This is a genomic window from Peptoniphilus indolicus (assembly GCF_900454665.1).
Taxonomy (GTDB): domain Bacteria; phylum Bacillota; class Clostridia; order Tissierellales; family Peptoniphilaceae; genus Peptoniphilus; species Peptoniphilus indolicus.
Genome location: NZ_UGTH01000001.1, coordinates 1123972 through 1142075, shown reverse-complemented (window position 1 = coordinate 1142075; position 18104 = coordinate 1123972). Strand labels below are relative to the sequence as shown.

The window sequence follows — 18104 nt, the reverse complement described above, 5'->3', positions numbered from 1 at the left end:
TGATTTTCCAGCTTTAGAGTATTTAACACAAGAAGAAGTTTTAAAAGCTTTTGATAAAGCTACAACTCCTGATGAAGTTGATAAAGCCGTAGAGAGTTTAAAGACAAAAAATGAAGAAATAAAAAAACGAATAGAAAAAATAAAAGAAGAAAATAGAATTGAATACACGGTAAAAACTACACCGGAGGATGCGATAGTAAAAATCACGGAAACAGGAAAAGATAAACCTATTACACCAGTAGAAGGTAAAAAATATATATTAGATAAACAAAAAAATTATCAATTAAGTGTATCTAAAGAAGGCTATATTAGTAAAAATCAAATTATAGTTGGCTCAACATTAAATAGCAATTTAGATAAAGAAGTGACTTTAACAGAAAAAAAAGGCACACTTATAATTTCTAATGGTGAAGGCTATACTTTTGAAGAAAATAAAAAGATTATTATAGATAAATCTAAATTGCAAGAAATAGACTCTAAATACATCATTGAGTTAAAAGTTACTCCAAGTTCCAATCCAATGGACAATGTGCTTTATACATTAGATAATAATGATCAAACTACGTTAGATGCAGAATTATATGGTAAAGTTAAATTGAACAGTAATGGAAAATTTGAATTTAATAAAGATTTGGAAGTTGGAAAAACATATAAGGCAAAAGCTAGTGCTAAAGGTTATGAAACATTAGAATTTGAGATTGTTATAGAAAATGGAACAAGTAGTCCTAATCCACCATCTTCGGATGAACCACAACCGCCTGAACAACAACAAAAAGTAAAAGTAATATTTAAGTTACAAAATGGTGGAGTATCTGAAAAAAATGAATTTGCCGAAAATGGAAAAAGTATAATAGAAAAATTTTGTAAACAAGGAGAAACTATAACCGTACCTAAAGTTAATTTTAAAATTGGAGGAGTAGAAAATACTTCTTTATTATGGTATGAAGAAGGGAACAAGGAAAAACGAAATTTTGGAAAGGGGAGTAATGTAACTATAAATCTTAAGAAAGATGAGTCTAGTGTTTTAACTATAATAGGAGGATATTAAAAAATAATAGGGTCTGTAAATAATTTTGTGTATAAACCTAAATCATGATATAAGGATAATGGTTGATACATTTTTATGTACCAGTATTAAAACTTTATAAAATTTTGCGTATGGAACTTCCTGATTAGAATAAGGAAAAATTCCTCATGATTACTATTATTTTATAAGGAGTTTTCATATACACTATTTTTATATAAAATAACAAAGAGCGAGAGTGAGTCCACCCTCGCTTTTATATTTAATTAGATTCTAATTTGTTGATAGCAGTAACAAGTGCATCAACATCAATGCCGTGAACCATGGCTGCTTCTTCAAGTGATTCCATTTGAGAAGCAGGGCACATTATACAACCCATTCCAAAACTCATAAGAGTTCCAATAGCTTCGGGTTTATCTTTAAGGATTTCTCCTATAATAGTATCTTTAGTAACTGTCATTTCAGTCCTCCTTTAACATTTATCACACTTAGACCTTTAAAAGTAGATTCACCTTCATAGTATCCAAGAGTAAGAACATAGTTAGCATTTTTATCTATACCCGCCGGCAAGTTGTTTAATTCAATATTTTTTGATTTCAAAACAAAAAATTCACTCTTACCGTCTTGTTCAACTTTTACAATAGGAGTAATTTTCAGGCTACCTTTAAATTTAAGTTGAATAGGCGTAAGTAAAAGCACATTTTCCTCTGACAGGTATTCAACCTCTAAAGCGTGTTGCTGTCCATTGTCAGTTCGACCTATGATATTTGCTTTGTCAGTAAAATCATAAATGCTGATAACATCTTTTTCTGGAGTTAAATCTTTTGTGTTAGAGGAAACAGCTGCAGTTAGGTTAACTAATTTTATTTCTTCACGAGAAGTTAGGTCCTTGGGTTCTATTTTTTCAGACCTTATCAGGACTTTACGCTCAGCTTCATTGTAATCTACAACAAATCCTAAATTTTTGCCCAAGTCTCTAAGCTTAAAGTAGTTGTTTCCGTTAATTAAGTAACCGCTGTATTTTACTTTATCATTGTCAACACGAGCTTTTTGAAAAGCCGGCTGAATTTCAAGGTCTTTTACATCAGACTTTTGCAAATCTGTTGGAAGCGGTTCATATTTTGAAAATCTCTTAATCAATATGTCATTAGTGTCTTCATTAAAATTTACATCAAAGCTAACTTTAGTATCTTTTAAAATGGCGGCAATATCTCTAAGTTTAAAATAATTGCTGCCGTCAATATTATAACCTTGAACTTCAACTTTATTGCCATCTAACAAAACAACTTGATCTGTTACGGAAGCTTCTTGTGCATAAACTACACTTGAAAGAGAAACTGCAAGTAGAGCTGATAAAATTATCTTTTTCATAAGTACCTCCTTGTTCATAATATATCACTTTAGATTATACCATATATGAAATTGAGCATAATAGAAATAAAAACAATTTCTAACTTTTATAGTATAACTACTTGGGCTATAATAGATGGGGAACGATATAGTTACTTGTATTGTAACAGTAGGCTAATAAGAAAAATCTATAGTTAGAAAACCTTATTTGGGTAGGGCTTTGTTGATAATGTAGATTTTATTTGTTATAATTACATAAAGATGGGATTAGTTCCAGTATATGGAATCGGGAGGTGTGTTTATGTGGACTAGCGAAACTATGACGTTGGGAGAAGCTGCCATTTATTCTATAACAGCAATAGCGGTTGTATTTTTGGCTCTTATTTCTATAGCATTATTTGTAAAGATTATCTCAGCTGTCGTTGGCGCAGTGGTAAAAGAAGAATCTGTTACAAAACCCGCAGCAGTTCAATCCAAGCCGGTTGAACCGAAACAAGATTTAAGCGTTGTTGCAGCTATAATTGCAGCAGTATCAGAAGAAACTAAATTATCAGTAGATAAATTTAAAATAGTGTCTATTGAAGAAAAGAAATAATTAGGAGGCAAATTTAAGATGAAGTATCAAGTAAAGGTAGATGGAAAAACATTTGAAGTAGAAGTAGAAAAAGTAGGCGGCGGACCAAGATCACTAAGCATGGCCGATTTCGGAGCTCCTCAAGCTCCAACAGCACCTGTTGCAGCTCCTGCAGCTCCGGCGGCACCCGCACCCGCAGCAGCACCGGCTCCGGAAGCTAAAGCAGCACCGGCAGCATCAACAGGCGGAGATGCAGTTACATCACCAATGCCGGGAACAATCCTTAAAGTAAACGTTAATGATGGAGCTTCTGTAAACGCAGGAGATGTTATAATAATTCTTGAAGCTATGAAAATGGAAAATGAAATTGTTGCAACAACTTCAGGTACAGTTTCATTAAAAGTTAAACAAGGAGAAACAGTTGATACTGATCAACTATTGGCAGAAATAAAGTAAGATAAATAGGAGGAAACTAAATTGAATTTCTTTTCAGTATTACAAGGCATCTTAGGCCAATCAGGATTTGCGTCAATGACTTGGCAAGAAGGTGTAATGTTTTTAGTATCCTTTATACTATTGTATCTTGCTATCAAAAAACAATTTGAGCCACTTCTTCTTTTACCTATTGCATTCGGTATGATGCTTACAAACTTACCTGATGCGGGTCTTATGAGAGAAGCGACAGATCACTGGTATAATTCAGGGGTATTGAGAATAATTTACGGAGGGGTTAAATCAAACCTATTCCCATGTCTAATATTTATGGGTGTTGGAGCGATGACTGACTTCTCGCCATTAATTGCTAATCCGGTTTCATTATTATTGGGATCGGCAGCACAAATCGGTATTTACGTTGCATTCATGATAGCTATTGCTCTAGGTTTTTCGCCTCAAGAAGCAGCATCAATCGGTATCATAGGTGGAGCAGACGGTCCGACAGCAATCTTTACAACATCACAATTAGCACCGAAATTATTAGCTCCAATAGCTGTAGCTGCATATTCATACATGGCGTTAATTCCTATAATTCAACCGCCAATCATGAAGGCACTTACAACTAAAAAAGAAAGAGAAACTAAAATGGTTGCTCTTAGAAAAGTATCAAAAGCTGAAAAAGTAATATTCCCTGTAGTGGTGGTATTATTTACAGCGCTTTTACTACCATCGGTAGCACCTCTTTTAGGTATGTTGATGTTAGGTAATTTATTTAAAGAATCAGGCGTAACAGCAAGACTTTCTGACACTGCTCAAAACGCATTGATGAATATAGTAACTATAATGCTTGGAACTACAGTTGGTGCAACTGCAAGTGGAGAAGCTTTCCTAAATGTTAGAACTCTTCAAATTATAGCTCTAGGGTTAATAGCTTTCTCAGCAGCGACAGTTGCCGGTGTGCTTTTTGGAAAAGTGTTATACTATGCAACAGGAGGAAAGATAAATCCTCTTATTGGTTCAGCGGGAGTATCTGCAGTACCAATGGCAGCTAGAGTATCACAAGTTGAAGGTAGAAAATATAATCCTACAAATTTCCTATTGATGCACGCAATGGGTCCTAATGTTGCCGGAGTAATCGGTTCAGCAGTAGCTGCCGGACTATTCTTATTAGTATTTGGTTAAGAATTTTTGAGGACCTTATTTTAAGGTTCTCAATTGATGTGTAAATAAAAAAGGAGGAATTTACATTGAGTAAAGTAATGAGTTTAAAAGATGCCGTTAGCAAATATGTAGAAGACGGCGATGTAATCAGCTTTGGTGGATTTACAACAAACAGAAAACCTTACGCAGCTGTTTATGAAATTTTAAGACAAGGACAAAAAGAATTTATAGCTGAAGCAGGTCCGGCTGGTGGAGATTGGGACATGCTTATAGGAGAAGGAAGAGTAAAAGCTTATATCAACTGCTACACTGCTAACTCCGGTTATACAAATGTATCAAGAAGATTTAGAAAAGCTATTGAAAAAGGTGAATTACTATTCGAAGATTATTCTCAAGATGTTGAAATGTTAAGACTGCACGCAGCATCACTTGGTCTTCCATATCTTCCGGTAAAACTTATGATGGGTACAGACTTAGTTGATAAGTGGGGTATTTCTAAAGAAGAAAGACAAAAAATTGACAAACTTCCAAATGACAAGTTTGTATATGTAGAAAATCCGTTCACAGATGACAAAAAAGTTGTTGCAGTACCGGTACCTGTAATTGATACAGCAGTTATTCACGTACAAGTTGCATCACCGGACGGAACTTGCAGAATTATCGGAGATGAATTCCACGACATTGACATAGCTGTAGCAGCGAGAAAAACAATTGTAACTTGTGAAGAACTTGTAAGTAACGAACAAATCAGACGTGACCCAACTCTTAACTCAATCCCGGGATTCTGTGTGGATGCAGTAGTTCACGTACCATACGGTGCTCACCCATCACAATGTTATGATTACTATGATTATGATCCGGCATTCTACAAAATGTATGACAAAGTAAGTAAGACAGAAGAAGACTTCAATGCATACATGAAAGAATGGGTTTACGACATTGAAGAACATGATCAATACTTAGATAAATTAGGTGCGACAAGATTAATTAACTTACATCCTGTTCAAGGCTTTGGATATGCTACAAATGTCCTAAAGGAGGTTAAATAATGGCAAGATATGATAACTATACAAACAAAGAAATGCAAGCGGTAACAATCGCTAGACAAATTAAAAACGACCAAATCGTTATAGTTGGTACAGGACTTCCTCTAATAGGGGCTTCTGTAGCTAAAAGAGCATTCGCTCCGGAATGTCAAATAATAGTAGAAAGCGGTCTTATGGACTGTTCTCCAATCGAAGTACCAAGATCAGTAGGGGATAACAGATTTATGGCACAATGTGCTGTTCAATGGCCAAATGTTAGATTCATAGGGTTTGAAGCTTGTGAATGGTTGCACAACAAAGAAAGAATGATAGCTTTTATCGGGGGAGCTCAAATCGACCCATATGGAAATGTAAACTCCACAGTAATCGGGGATTATAACAATCCTAAGACCAGATTTACAGGGTCAGGTGGAGCTAACGGTATTGCTTCATATGTAAACACTGTAATTATGATGCAACATGAAAAAAGAAGATTTATGGAAAAAATAGATTACATTACATCTCCGGGTTGGATGGATGGTCCCGGTGGAAGAACTCGTGCAGGAATTCCTGAAAATGTAGGACCTCAAATGGTTGTAACTGACAGGGGTATTTTGAAGTTTGATGAAGAAACTAAGAAAATGTATTTAGCCGGATATTATCCAACATCAAGTCCTGAAGATGTGCTTGAAAATACAGGATTTGATATAGATGTTTCTCGTGCAGTATTACTTGAAGCACCGGATGAATCAGTAATCAAGCTAATAAGAGAAGAAATTGATCCAGGCGAAGCGTTTATTAAAGTGCCTGTAGAAGAATAAATATTGAGAGGAGATTCATGAGTAATTATTCATTAAATCCATATTTTAAACATATGCAAGCAATTGGTAACCCTTTAAAAGCGGCTAACCAAGAAAATTTTGACCTTGTAAGACAAGTTGAAATTGAAATTCAAAATGCTATCCAAACTGCTCAAGCTGCCGGAAAACCGGATGATAAAATAAATGAAAAGGGAGAATGGACAGCGCTTCAAAGACTTGCAGAATTAGTTGACGAAGGAACTTGGTGTCCATTAAACTCGCTATTTGATCCGGCTGACAACGACACTGGTTCAACAGGTATAATCAAAGGACTTGGACGTATAAATGGGAAATGGGCTATGATAATAGCTTCAGATAACAAGAAATTAGCAGGAGCTTGGGTACCACATCAAGCAGAAAATCTTGTCAGAGCATCTGATACAGCCAAGAGACTTAGAGTGCCTCTAGTATATGTATTAAACTGCTCAGGTGTAAAACTTGACGTTCAAGAACAAGTATATCCAAATAGAATTGGTGGAGGTACTCCATTCTATAGAAATGCTGAACTTAATCAATTGGGCATACCTGTAATAGTAGGTATTTACGGAACTAATCCGGCAGGTGGCGGATATCACTCTATATCCCCTACAATCCTTATAGCTCACAAAGATGCCAACATGGCGGTTGGTGGAGCCGGGATCCTTGGCGGTATGAATCCTAAGGGATATATAGATGAAGAAAGTGCAAACCAAATTGCAGATGCAACAACTAATGCAAAGAAAGTTGCTCCTCCGGGATCTGTTGGAGTTCACTTTGCTCAAACAGGTTTCTTCAGAGAAGTATATGTTGAAGAAGAAGGCGTACTTGAAGGAATTAAAAAATATGTAGATATGCTTCCATCATACGACCCGGAATTCTTCAGAGTAGATGATCCTAAGAATCCGGCATTTGATGTAAATGATCTATACTCAATAGTTCCGATGAACCCTAAAAAAGTTTATGACATTTACGACGTAATCGCCAGACTTGTAGATGGTTCAGAATTTATGGAATATAAGAAGAGCTATGGCCCTGAAATGGTAACAGGTGTTGCAAAAATAGCCGGTCTTCCAGTGGGTATTGTTGCAAATGCTCAAGGGTTCCTTATGAACTATCCGGAATACAAAGAAAAAGCTATTGGAATTGGAGGTAAGTTATATAGACAAGGTCTTATAAAGATGAATGAATTTGTAACACTTTGTTCTAGAGATAAACTTCCTATTATCTGGATTCAAGATACATCGGGAATTGATGTAGGTGATGATGCAGAAAGGGCTGAATTACTAGGTCTTGGACAATCACTAATCTACTCAATCCAAAATTCTGAAATTCCGCAAATGGAAATCACTTTGAGAAAAGGTACAGCAGCAGCTCACTATGTACTAGGTGGTCCACAAGGGAATTCAACAAATGCATTCTCAATAGGAACAGCAGCTACAGAAATCAATGTAATGAATGGAGAAACAGCAGCAGTAGCTATGTACTCAAGACGTCTTGCTAAAGATAAGAAAGCGGGAAAAGATCTTCAGCCAACAATTGACAAAATGAATGCTTTAATTGAAGATTACAATACAAAATCAAGACCAGCATTCTGTGCAAAGACAGGAATGGTTGATGAAATTGTAAACTTGAATGCAATCAGAAATTACATGATTGCTTTCACGGAAGCATCTTATCAAAACCCTGAGCATGTGTGCCCTGTTCATCAAATGCTTCTTCCAAGAATCATTAGAGATTTCGATAATCTTTATAGGAAGTAATTAATAGGCAGGCTGCAAAGCCTGCTTTTTACATACTTGGTGTTTTTGACATAAAGTTTGCTAAGTAGTACAATTATGTTTAACAAATATAAATTTAATATAATTAATTTAAGTATGGAAGGGAAAGTATGACAGAATCTATTTACACAATGGGGATAGACATTGGTTCTACCGCAACAAAGGGTGTAATTTTAAAAAATGGTAGGGAAATAATCGCTAAGACTGTTATAGATGTTGGGGCAGGAACAAGCGGACCTAAGAGAGCAATTAAGAATGTATTAGAAGCGGCTAATATGACAAGAGATGACATACAATTTGTAATGGCAACCGGATATGGTAGAAATGCGCTTGAGGAAGCAGATTTCCAAATGTCTGAGTTATCTTGCCATGCAAAGGGGGCTTATTTCTTATTTCCAAGAGTTCACACTATTATAGACATAGGAGGACAAGATGCCAAGGCGCTTAAAATAGGAGATGGAGGAGTTCTAGATAACTTTGTTATGAATGACAAGTGTGCCGCAGGAACAGGAAGATTCTTAGATGTAATAGCAAAAGTTTTGGAAGTAAATGTATCCCAACTTGAAGAACTTGACGAGAAGAGTGAAAAAGATATCGCAATTTCATCAACTTGTACAGTTTTTGCAGAATCAGAGGTAATTTCTCAACTGGCACAGGGAACTAAGATTGAAGACATAATAAAGGGGATACACGTTGCAATAGCAAGTCGTGTAGGTTCTTTAGCTAAACGTGTAGGAATTCAAGATGATGTTGTAATGACAGGCGGTGTGGCACTGAATAAAGGTATGGTAAGAGCACTTGAAAGAAATATCGGTCATAAGATTCATACTTCTGAGCTATGTCAATTAAATGGTGCTCTAGGAGCAGCATTGTTTGGATATCAAAAATACCAAAATAATTTAAAGAAGCAACAGAGAGACGCTAATAAATAACAAAAGCCTTTTTTTGGAGGAGGAATTATGGCTAAAAAAGTTTTAGAAAAAATACCGGGAATCAAACCAAGACCGGTTGAAGGACACAAACCGGCAGCAGCAGTACTTAGAGGCGTGGTAGACGCCGTTTATGGAGATGCATGGGATGCAAAGCAAAGAGGAGAACTGGTAGGATGGAGTTCATCTAAGTTCCCAATTGAACTTGCAAAAGCATTTGATTTACAAGTTGTATATCCAGAAAACCATGCAGCTACAACAGCAGCAAAGAAAGATGGACTTAGATTGTGTAATGCAGCAGAGGATATGGGATATGATAATGATATTTGCGGATATGCAAGAATATCTTTAGCATTTGCGGCAGGGGAACCTACTGATTCAAGAAAGATGCCTCAACCTGACTTCGTACTTTGCTGTAACAATATCTGTAACATGATGACAAAATGGTATGAAAATATTGCAAGAATTCACAACATACCTATGATAATGGTAGACTTTCCATTCCAAAATACAAAAGAAGTATCTGAAGAAAAAATTGACTACATGGTAGGACAATTTGAACATGCTATAAAACAACTTGAAGAATTAACAGGTAAAAAATTCGACCAAAAGAAATTTGAAGAAGCTTGTAACATAGCTAACAGAACAGCTGCAGCTTGGTTGAAAGCTTGTTCATACATGGCGTATAAACCATCTCCGCTAAGTGGATTTGACCTATTCAATCACATGGCAGATATCGTGGCTGCAAGATGTGATGTAAGAGCTGCTGAAGGTTTTGAACTTTTATCAGAAGAATTTGAACAATCAGTAAGAGAAGGTACTTCAACTTGGGAATACCCAGAAGAACACAGAATACTATTTGAAGGAATTCCTTGTTGGCCGGCGCTTAGACCATTATTTGAACCATTAAAGAATGCAGGAGTTAACGTAACAGCAGTTGTATATGCACCGGCATTTGGATTCCAATATAACGGAATCAGAGAAATGGCAGCAGCTTACTCAAAGGCACCATGTTCAGTATGTATAGAAGATGGTGTTGAGTGGAGAGAAACAATGGCTAAAGAAAACGGAATCAGTGGAGCTCTTGTAAACTACAACAGATCATGTAAACCTTGGTCAGGAGCAATGCCTGAAATCGAAAGACGTTGGAAAGAAGATTTAGATATTCCGGTAGTTCACTTCGATGGAGACCAAGCTGACGAAAGAAACTTCTCTGAAGAACAATATAAGACAAGAGTTCAAGGTCTTGTTGAAATAATGGACGAAAGAAAAGAAGAAAGAGAAGCTAAAGGTGAAGAAGTTTATACAAACTTTGAAAACACTAAAGAGACTGACTGGTCAAAGCCAACTATTGATTGAGGTGTAGCATGGAAATTAGAGAAATATTAGATAAATTAACGCATATCGCAAATAATCAAAGAGAACAAATAGACAAATACCTTGCAGAAGGTAAAAAAGTAGTGGGGATATTCCCATATTATGCACCTGAAGAGATAGCTCATGCAGGTGGATTAGTTCCAATAGGAATTTGGGGTGGACAAGGTCCAATTGATAAAGCTAAAAATTACTTCCCAACTTTCTACTATTCATTGGCATTAAGATGTTTAGAAATGGCTTTAGATGGAACACTTGATGGACTTAGTGCATCAATGGTAACAACACTTGACGATACATTAAGACCATTCTCACAAAACTATAAAGTATCTGCCGGCAGAAAAATACCTATGGTGTTCTTAAACCACGGACAACACAGAAAAGAAGAATTTGGAAAAATCTATAACGCAAAGATTTTTGATAAAGCAAGAAAAGAACTTGAAAAGATCTGTGGAGTAGAAATTCCGGATGAAAACTTTGCTAAGACTTTTGAAATCTATAATGAAAACAGAGCATTAAAGAGAGAATTTATAAAGTTAGCAGCAGACCACAGACAAACTGTAAAAGCTTCTGAAAGATGCCTTGTACTTAAAGCATCATGGCATATGTTAAAAGAAGAACACAACGAACTTCTCAGAGAATTAAATTCTAAACTTAAAGAACTTCCAGTAGAAGAATGGGATGGACCAAGAGTAGTTACAAGCGGTGTTATCACTGATAATGAAGGTTTATTAAAAGTATTCGATGATTATAAGATAAACATAGTAGCAGATGATGTTGCAAGTGAATCAAGAGGATTTAGAATTGATGTTGATACATCAATAGCAGACCCGATGATGGCACTTTCAGACCAATTTGCAAGAATGGATGAAGATCCAATTCTTTATGATCCAGATATCTGGAAGAGACCGGAGTTTGTAGTTAAACTTGCAAAAGATAACGATGCAGATGGATGTCTACTTTTCATGATGAACTTCAATGATACGGAAGAAATGGAGTATCCATCACTTAAACAAGCTTACGAAGCAGCTGGCATACCTCTTATTAAAATGGGATATGATCAACAAATGTCTGACTTCGGACAAGTTAAAACTCAACTTGAAACATTTAACGAAATGGTTCAACTTAACAGAATGTAATATGATGAAAGACTTCTCAAGAACGAGAAGTCTTTTTTTACGTAATAAATTATTATAATGTAAATAGGATTGAGTTCAAACAAAATTTGTAAGAATGAAATTTTAAGAAATAGAATAAAATTAAGCAGTGAATTACAAAAAAGATAGGCACAAAAAATTTAAATTTAAATTTTTTAGTCTTGTGATGAAAAATCAACATAGCTAAAATAGAACCTAGACTTCCAAATAAAAAAGATGATAAAAGAAGATTGAATTCAGAGATTCTATTTTTGTTTTTGATAGCTTTTTTCTTATCACTAAAATATAAGATAAAAGAAAATAAATTTGAAATAATTAATAGATAAAATAAGTTGCTCATGATTTCCTCCTAAAATAAAATGATTATATCAAATTTTAAAAAAATTTAAAGTTTGTGGTATACTTTTATCAAATAAAATTTACGAGGTGAATTATGGAGAGAAATAATAGTAAATTAGATTATATACTAAAATTTGATGTAATTATTGCAGCTCTGATAATTGCTAGTGCTATTTTGTTTGGAACATATAAAATAAGTATGAGTATTAGAATAACCAATCATAATATTCAACCAACTATTAATGTACAAAGTAATGCACTTGATAATTATATAAGAGAATTAAAGGAGTTGGAAAAAGATAAATCTTTTTATGATGAGTTAAAGAATAAGAAATTTTTTGAAAATTCTAATAGTAATTAACCTTCTTATAAAGCATAGTAAAATATAACATAGTACATAAAAAGTGTGTGGATAAATTAGAGAAGATAATAAACAAATAATTTCAATTTAGCATTGTTTAATAATCTTTTTTACATAATACTTCACATTTGGTATATACATTATATGATTTTAGGGTATAGGAAAAGGTCAGTTTTTAGATTTCAAAATTACTGAAGATAGACTACATTGGATGGCATAGCTCATATGCAAGTAATAATGTTTTGTAAAGCTGACCTTTTTAATAAACCATGAAATATTATGTCTAGTTTATAAAAATATTTCATTAAGTTGTTTTTAAAATTAGTTAAGTAATTTATTAAATATCTTTTTTATTTAAAAGATTTATTCTAATAAATTTAAATATCTTAGAGATTTATGCTAAATCTCGATTAAACTCTCACGCCAGATTTAGTATGGATTGTAACAGGCATTTCAAATTGTCCAATGATTAAAGAAGATACAATAGTTGTTAAAAGAGAAAATATAATTCTTCCCATTGGTATATACATTAAAGACATAGTTAGCACAATTGCATCAGTTAAAAAATAAACTTTGCTGATATTTAAATTTAATTTTTTAGATAATACGAGAGCTAATGCGTCGTCTCCACCTGCAGCACAAGCTTGTGAAACTACTAGACCACAACCTACTCCAATGCCAATTCCGCCAATTATAGCAGATAAAATTGGAAAGTCATATAGACTGGGAACAACTGCGCCTGTAATTAGGAATATTTTATAAAAAATAGCAAAACTAAAACAAGCTATAGCAGTTCTTTTTAAAAATTTTTTTCCAAATAATGAAACTCCTAAACTAAAACAAGCAAAGTCAAGTAAAGGACTTATAATGGCGGGATCAAAATCAAGTAATTTATATAGGAGCATTGTCAGTCCTAAGACACCACCTTCAGTTATGTTTGATTGCATATGGATATTTACAAGAGTAAAAGCCATTATGCATGAACCTATGATAATACGTACAAAACCCTTTTTAGAAAGGTTGAAAAAATTTAATAGTGAATTTAGCATTTTTACACCTCCTCGTTTTTTAAGAAGAGGGTAAATCTTTACAACCAAAAAAAGATAGCTACGGTCGTAAGGAAATCCCTCGTACTTTGCAATCTAATGATGGTGTTGATGCTTTTTTATTTTTTGGATTTTTTCTTGTAAAAACTCTGAGCTTCTAGGTATTTTTTTAGCCTTTAAAAATTCCACATCAGGACTTCTTCAGGCTCTTCATCAATATTTAGGCATCAGATAAAAACTACCAAACGGTAACCACCGCAAAACGCTAAAATCTAATTATAGTTTATCATTCTTTGAAAAATATCTCAATTACTTAATTATAAACTAAAAGTTTAATAAACAACTAAATACATAAGTGAAATATTAGAATTGAGTAGAGGGGTTTAAAAATTTAAGCTGAATTCATAAAGCAGTTAAATAAACTGCTAAAATAACTCTTTAAAGTACAGTTTTACACATGAAATTCACAATATGTGGATAAGAATTAACAAAAAATAATAGAACATTTGTATATAAACGTGTGGACAATGTGGATAAATTTGTGGATTAAGTAAATAAAAGGGATAGGGGAGTTTTTGATTGTGAATATAAGTGTGTAAAATAAAATGGCTTAATTTAGCTATAAATCAAGAAATAATATATATGTTAATTGAGAATCTCTAAATTAAGCCATATAAATTTGTGGATAAGTTTTGGTGTTTTTTAATTTCTCCACACTATAGTTCTTCAAGTTCTATCCAAGCTTCATAAACTGTAGATAATTCATCTGATAAGTTTTGTCTTTTATTACTAAGGTCTTTAACTTTTTCTATATCTGAATAAATATCGGGATTGGAGAGTTCTGTATCTATTTCTAGAATTGCTTGTTCTAAATTTGATATTTGTAGTTCCAAGTTTTTCTTTTGTGTCTTTAATTTTTTTTGCTCATCTCTAAGTTGTTTTTCTTGTTTCTTTTGATTTTGTATCATTGTTTTAGATAGGACAACTTCATCATCTTCATCATCGCCTTTTGTCTTTTGAAGATAGTAGTCATAATTTCCCAGAAATTCATACATACCATCGGAGTTCATTTTCAAAATTTTATCGCAAGTGGAATTTAAAAAATATCTATCGTGAGAGATTGATATAACTGTTCCATCAAACGAGCGTATTGCTTCTTCAAATACTTCTTTGGAATCTATATCTAAATGGTTTGTAGGTTCGTCCAAGAATAGAGTGTTGGCACCCTTTAACATCAATTTTAAAATGGATACACGTCCTTTTTCTCCACCGGATAAATCACCGATTATTTTAAAAACATCGTCTCCGATGAATAGAAATTTTGCAAGATATGAACGAATTTCATAGTGAGTTAATTTTGGATATTCATCCCATATCTCATCGATGACTGTATTGTCAGGATTTAGATGTTCCATTTCTTGGTCAAAATAAGCTATTTTTAATTTTGAACCGTATTGGATTGAGCCTGAAGTTTTTTCAAGTTCTTCAGTCAATATTTTAAACAGAGTAGATTTTCCAACTCCATTGTCGCCGATTATTCCGCATTTTTCATTTTTATAGATATTAAAAGTAATATTCTCAAAAATTTTCTTATTAGAAAATGATTTGGAAAGTTCCTTTACTTGTAGTACGTCCTTACCGGATTCGTAGAGAGGAGTAAAAGACAACTTAGTTTTTTTACTCTCATTAGGGGGCGGAAGTCTCTTCATTTTTTCTAAGAGTTTTTGTCGAGATTTTCCCTGTCTTATAAATCTATCACGCCCTAAACTCATATATCTTTCGATAATTTGCTCTTGTCTTTTTATTTCTTTTTGTTGGTTTTCATATTGTTTTGTAAGTTGTTCTATTTGTTTTTTACGTTCTTTAACATAGACATCATAGTTTCCCACGAATGTTGTCAAGCTATGGTTTTCCAACAAGACTATCTTATTTACGACATTGTTTAAAAAATATCTGTCGTGAGATATTATTATACAAGCGCCAAGATAGTCTTTTAAATATTTTTCAAGCCAAGAAATGGCATCCACATCTAAATGGTTAGTAGGTTCGTCAAGAAGCATTAAATCAGGTTTAGACAATAATAGTTTTGCAAGACCCACTCGGGATTTTTGACCACCTGATAGTGTGTTTACATTACGATTAAAATCTTCCTCTGAAAATCCAAGACCTATTAAAGTGCCACGGATCATAGAGGGATATGAGAATCCTCCAAGTTCTATAAATTTCTCTTGTAAGTGTCCGTAACGCTCTATGTCATTTTCTAAGTTAGGATTGTTTGGCTCTGATAGCTTAGCCTCTAATGATTTTAGCTCTAAGTCCATCTTTATTAAGTTTTTGAATTCTTGTTCACAAGCACCATATATAGAAAGTCCATCTTCAAAATCATGTTCTTGTTTTAGATATCCTATTTTTATATCTTTGGGAATTATGATGTCTCCGGCATCTTTAGAAATATCATTTGATATAATTTTTAGAAGAGTGGTTTTTCCACTCCCGTTGTTTCCGATTAAGCCGACTTTGTCTCTATCTTCTACAATCATATTTACAGACTCTAAAATAGGGTCAACTACATATGACTTTGATAAGTTTTTTATATTTAAAATCATTTATTTAACCTCATTTTTCATTCTATCAAATTTTACTTTTAATTTAAAGATTGATATAATTGACATATACATAATGGGAGGGTTAAAAGTGGCAGCTAAGAACAAAGTATCAGAAACTGTCATAAGAAGATTGCCGATATATCACAGAATGATTTCGGATGTAGTTAGCAAGGGGATAGAGAGAATATCATCTCAGGAACTTAGTAGACTCACAGGATTTACGGCAAGCCAAATAAGACAGGATTTAAATAATTTTGGTGGTTTCGGTCAGCAGGGCTATGGATACAACACTGAGGCGCTTAAACAAGAAATTTCAGAAATTCTTGGGATGAATCATGCATATAATACGGTTGTTGTAGGCGCAGGAAGACTTGGAATGGCAATAGCAGACTACGAAGGTATAAAAAATAGTGGCTTTAAGATTATTGCACTATTTGATAACGATAAAGAAAAAATAGGAAAAGATGTAAGTGGAGTTTCAATTTTAGATATAAAAAACTTAGAAGAGTTTATAAAAACTAATAAAGTTGAAGTTGCTGTTATAACAGTACCTAAAAATGCTGCTGTGGATGTAATTTATAAATTGGCATCACTTGGAATAAAGGGAATTTGGAATTTTGCTCCCGTTGATGTGGCAGTTGAAGGTCCGGTTATAGAAAATATAAGGATAAATGATTCACTTTTTAAATTATCTTATTATTTAAAGAACAATTATTAAACCGGTAGAACCGGTTTTTTTAATATATTTTAATATGAGGAGAAAAAATGAAAATAGAGAGCTTGGAAGGAAAAGTATTACTTAGGGGCGTTACAAATTTTATGCCTAAGCAAATTTTTGAGTGTGGTCAAGCATTTAGATGGGAAGCTGAAGAAGATGGCTCATATACTACAGTGGCATTTGGCAGAGTGCTGAATGTCAAGGTAGTGGATGGAGTTGTGGAACTAAATACTACAATAGAAGAATTTGAAAAAATTTGGAGAGATTATTTTGATTTAGACAGAGACTATCTATCTATGATAGAGGAGTTATCTTTTGAGGAGACTTTAAAAGATGCCGTGGAATATGGAAGAGGAATAAGAATTTTAAATCAAGACCCATTTGAAACTATAATATCATTTATAATTTCTCAAAATTCCAACATAACACGCATAAAAAAAGCGGTGAATTTTATTGCAGATAAATATGGAGAAAAAATAGATGAAACACACTCAAGATTTCCCACACCGGAGGAGCTTGCAAAGGCAAGTGTAGAAGACTTAAGAGAAAAGGCAAGAGTTGGTTATAGAGATAGATATATTGTCGAGTCGGCACAGATGATTAGCAATGGCATGTTAGATATGGAGCTGTTGAGAACGGCAGATATAGAAACAGCCAGAAAAGAACTTATGAAATTACCGGGAGTTGGCCCTAAGGTTTGCGATTGCATTTTATTGTTTGCATTTAAAAGAAGCGAGTCTTTTCCTGTAGATGTTTGGATAAAAAGAGTTATGGAAGAACTATATCTTGGGAAAGCCACCCCAAAGAATAAAATAGCAGATGAAGGCAGAAGAATATTTGGAGAAAATGCGGGATTTGCTCAACAATATCTTTTTTACTATGGAAGAGAAAATAAGGTTGGTAAAGTATGATAGGAGTTGCATTCTCATCAGTTGTCATATTTTTATATCAAAGGCTTATTGTATTGCTTGCTACAGTATTAAAAGACCTATTTACACCAATTATGATTGCAAATTTATCAGGAGTCGGCGGGTATTATAGCAATAGGACTTAATATAATGAATATAAAAAATACAGACAGGCAATATGATACCTGCTTTAATTATTCCAATATTATATGAAGTAGTGAAAAATTTGTTTTAAATAATAATAATTAAATTAGTAACCCAGAACAAGATGTCTGGGTATTATAGTTAAATTTTAGAAGCATATTTTACTCTTTACACTCGGATAGCATTTTAACAATGCATCCCAGGTCATATAACAAACCAAGTATAAAAAGAATAACAAGAAATGTCTTTAAATTTCCATGGCAGTAGTTTCTATCAAAAGTACCAATGTAAATAAATGGATATCGTATCAATAAAAAGAATTGGCTAAATTTTGGT

At 33.6% G+C, this 18104-nt stretch carries 19 protein-coding genes; 14 read left to right on the top strand and 5 right to left on the bottom strand.

What is annotated here, in order from left to right; all coding sequences use genetic code 11:
- Positions 1–364: 364 nt before the first annotated feature.
- Entirely contained in the window at positions 365–1048 is a 684-nt protein-coding gene (locus DYE58_RS05455; RefSeq protein WP_004820118.1) for a hypothetical protein, read from the top strand.
- A 238-nt stretch (positions 1049–1286) separates the two neighbouring features.
- On the opposite strand, the gene DYE58_RS05450 is transcribed toward DYE58_RS05455, so the two are convergent.
- Positions 1287–1484, bottom strand: a complete 198-nt coding sequence (locus tag DYE58_RS05450) for a DUF1858 domain-containing protein (RefSeq protein ID WP_004820119.1) — start codon at positions 1482–1484, stop codon at positions 1287–1289.
- Positions 1481–2395, bottom strand: a complete 915-nt coding sequence (locus DYE58_RS05445; RefSeq protein ID WP_050794612.1) for a hypothetical protein — start codon at positions 2393–2395, stop codon at positions 1481–1483. Before DYE58_RS05445 ends, DYE58_RS05450 begins: the two co-directional genes overlap by 4 nt.
- Positions 2396–2675: 280 nt before the next feature.
- Between DYE58_RS05445 and DYE58_RS05440 the strand changes: the two genes are divergently transcribed.
- The 9 genes from DYE58_RS05440 (at position 2676) to DYE58_RS05400 (ending at position 11628) form a co-directional block, all read left to right on the top strand.
- A complete protein-coding gene (locus DYE58_RS05440) occupies positions 2676–2969 on the top strand; it encodes an OadG family protein (protein ID WP_040552221.1) in 294 nt (97 codons plus the stop codon).
- Between the two features lie 18 nt (positions 2970–2987).
- Positions 2988–3404 (top strand): biotin/lipoyl-containing protein, encoded by a 417-nt coding sequence (locus DYE58_RS05435; RefSeq protein ID WP_004820125.1) that lies wholly within the window; start codon positions 2988–2990, stop codon positions 3402–3404.
- Positions 3405–3479: 75 nt separating this feature from the next.
- The gene (locus tag DYE58_RS05430) at positions 3480–4565 is read left to right on the top strand and encodes a sodium ion-translocating decarboxylase subunit beta (RefSeq protein ID WP_115312341.1); all 1086 of its coding nucleotides are present in this window, start codon (positions 3480–3482) and stop codon (positions 4563–4565) included.
- Between the two features lie 65 nt (positions 4566–4630).
- A complete protein-coding gene (gene gctA / locus DYE58_RS05425; RefSeq protein WP_004820130.1) occupies positions 4631–5593 on the top strand; it encodes a glutaconate CoA-transferase subunit A in 963 nt (320 codons plus the stop codon).
- A complete protein-coding gene (gene gctB, locus DYE58_RS05420; protein WP_004820131.1) occupies positions 5593–6390 on the top strand; it encodes a glutaconate CoA-transferase subunit B in 798 nt (265 codons plus the stop codon). Before gctA ends, gctB begins: the two co-directional genes overlap by 1 nt.
- A 17-nt stretch (positions 6391–6407) precedes the next feature.
- Positions 6408–8168 (top strand): acyl-CoA carboxylase subunit beta, encoded by a 1761-nt coding sequence (locus DYE58_RS05415; protein WP_004820134.1) that lies wholly within the window; start codon positions 6408–6410, stop codon positions 8166–8168.
- A gap of 128 nt (positions 8169–8296) precedes the next feature.
- Positions 8297–9118, top strand: a complete 822-nt coding sequence (locus tag DYE58_RS05410; protein ID WP_004820135.1) for an acyl-CoA dehydratase activase — start codon at positions 8297–8299, stop codon at positions 9116–9118.
- Positions 9119–9145: 27 nt separating this feature from the next.
- The gene (locus DYE58_RS05405; protein ID WP_004820138.1) at positions 9146–10474 is read left to right on the top strand and encodes a 2-hydroxyacyl-CoA dehydratase subunit D; all 1329 of its coding nucleotides are present in this window, start codon (positions 9146–9148) and stop codon (positions 10472–10474) included.
- Between the two features lie 8 nt (positions 10475–10482).
- Positions 10483–11628 carry a 2-hydroxyacyl-CoA dehydratase subunit D gene (locus DYE58_RS05400; protein ID WP_004820140.1) on the top strand — a complete coding sequence of 382 codons (1146 nt, stop codon included), beginning with the start codon at positions 10483–10485 and terminating at the stop codon, positions 11626–11628.
- Between the two features lie 52 nt (positions 11629–11680).
- Here DYE58_RS05400 and DYE58_RS11680 read toward each other — a convergent pair whose 3' ends face one another.
- Positions 11681–11986, bottom strand: coding sequence for a DUF1294 domain-containing protein (locus DYE58_RS11680; protein ID WP_115312087.1), 306 nt, complete (start codon positions 11984–11986; stop codon positions 11681–11683).
- Positions 11987–12079: 93 nt separating this feature from the next.
- On the opposite strand from DYE58_RS11680, the gene DYE58_RS05390 reads away from it, so the two are divergent.
- The gene (locus DYE58_RS05390) at positions 12080–12346 is read left to right on the top strand and encodes a hypothetical protein (RefSeq protein ID WP_115312086.1); all 267 of its coding nucleotides are present in this window, start codon (positions 12080–12082) and stop codon (positions 12344–12346) included.
- 410 nt (positions 12347–12756) lie between these two features.
- On the opposite strand, the gene DYE58_RS05385 is transcribed toward DYE58_RS05390, so the two are convergent.
- On the bottom strand, positions 12757–13395 hold the full coding sequence (locus DYE58_RS05385) for a YitT family protein (protein WP_040552222.1): 639 nt from the start codon (positions 13393–13395) through the stop codon (positions 12757–12759).
- A 713-nt stretch (positions 13396–14108) separates the two neighbouring features.
- Positions 14109–15998, bottom strand: a complete 1890-nt coding sequence (locus DYE58_RS05380; RefSeq protein WP_115312085.1) for an ABC-F family ATP-binding cassette domain-containing protein — start codon at positions 15996–15998, stop codon at positions 14109–14111.
- A gap of 73 nt (positions 15999–16071) precedes the next feature.
- Between DYE58_RS05380 and DYE58_RS05375 the strand changes: the two genes are divergently transcribed.
- The 3 genes from DYE58_RS05375 to DYE58_RS05365 are packed head-to-tail and all read left to right on the top strand — an operon-like array spanning position 16072 to position 17770.
- Positions 16072–16716 (top strand): redox-sensing transcriptional repressor Rex, encoded by a 645-nt coding sequence (locus DYE58_RS05375; protein WP_004820150.1) that lies wholly within the window; start codon positions 16072–16074, stop codon positions 16714–16716.
- 47 nt (positions 16717–16763) lie between these two features.
- Entirely contained in the window at positions 16764–17627 is an 864-nt protein-coding gene (locus DYE58_RS05370) for a DNA-3-methyladenine glycosylase family protein (RefSeq protein WP_040552224.1), read from the top strand.
- Positions 17624–17770 carry a DUF554 family protein gene (locus DYE58_RS05365; protein ID WP_004820154.1) on the top strand — a complete coding sequence of 49 codons (147 nt, stop codon included), beginning with the start codon at positions 17624–17626 and terminating at the stop codon, positions 17768–17770. The genes DYE58_RS05370 and DYE58_RS05365 overlap by 4 nt, the downstream gene beginning before the upstream one ends.
- Positions 17771–18104: the final 334 nt, after the last annotated feature.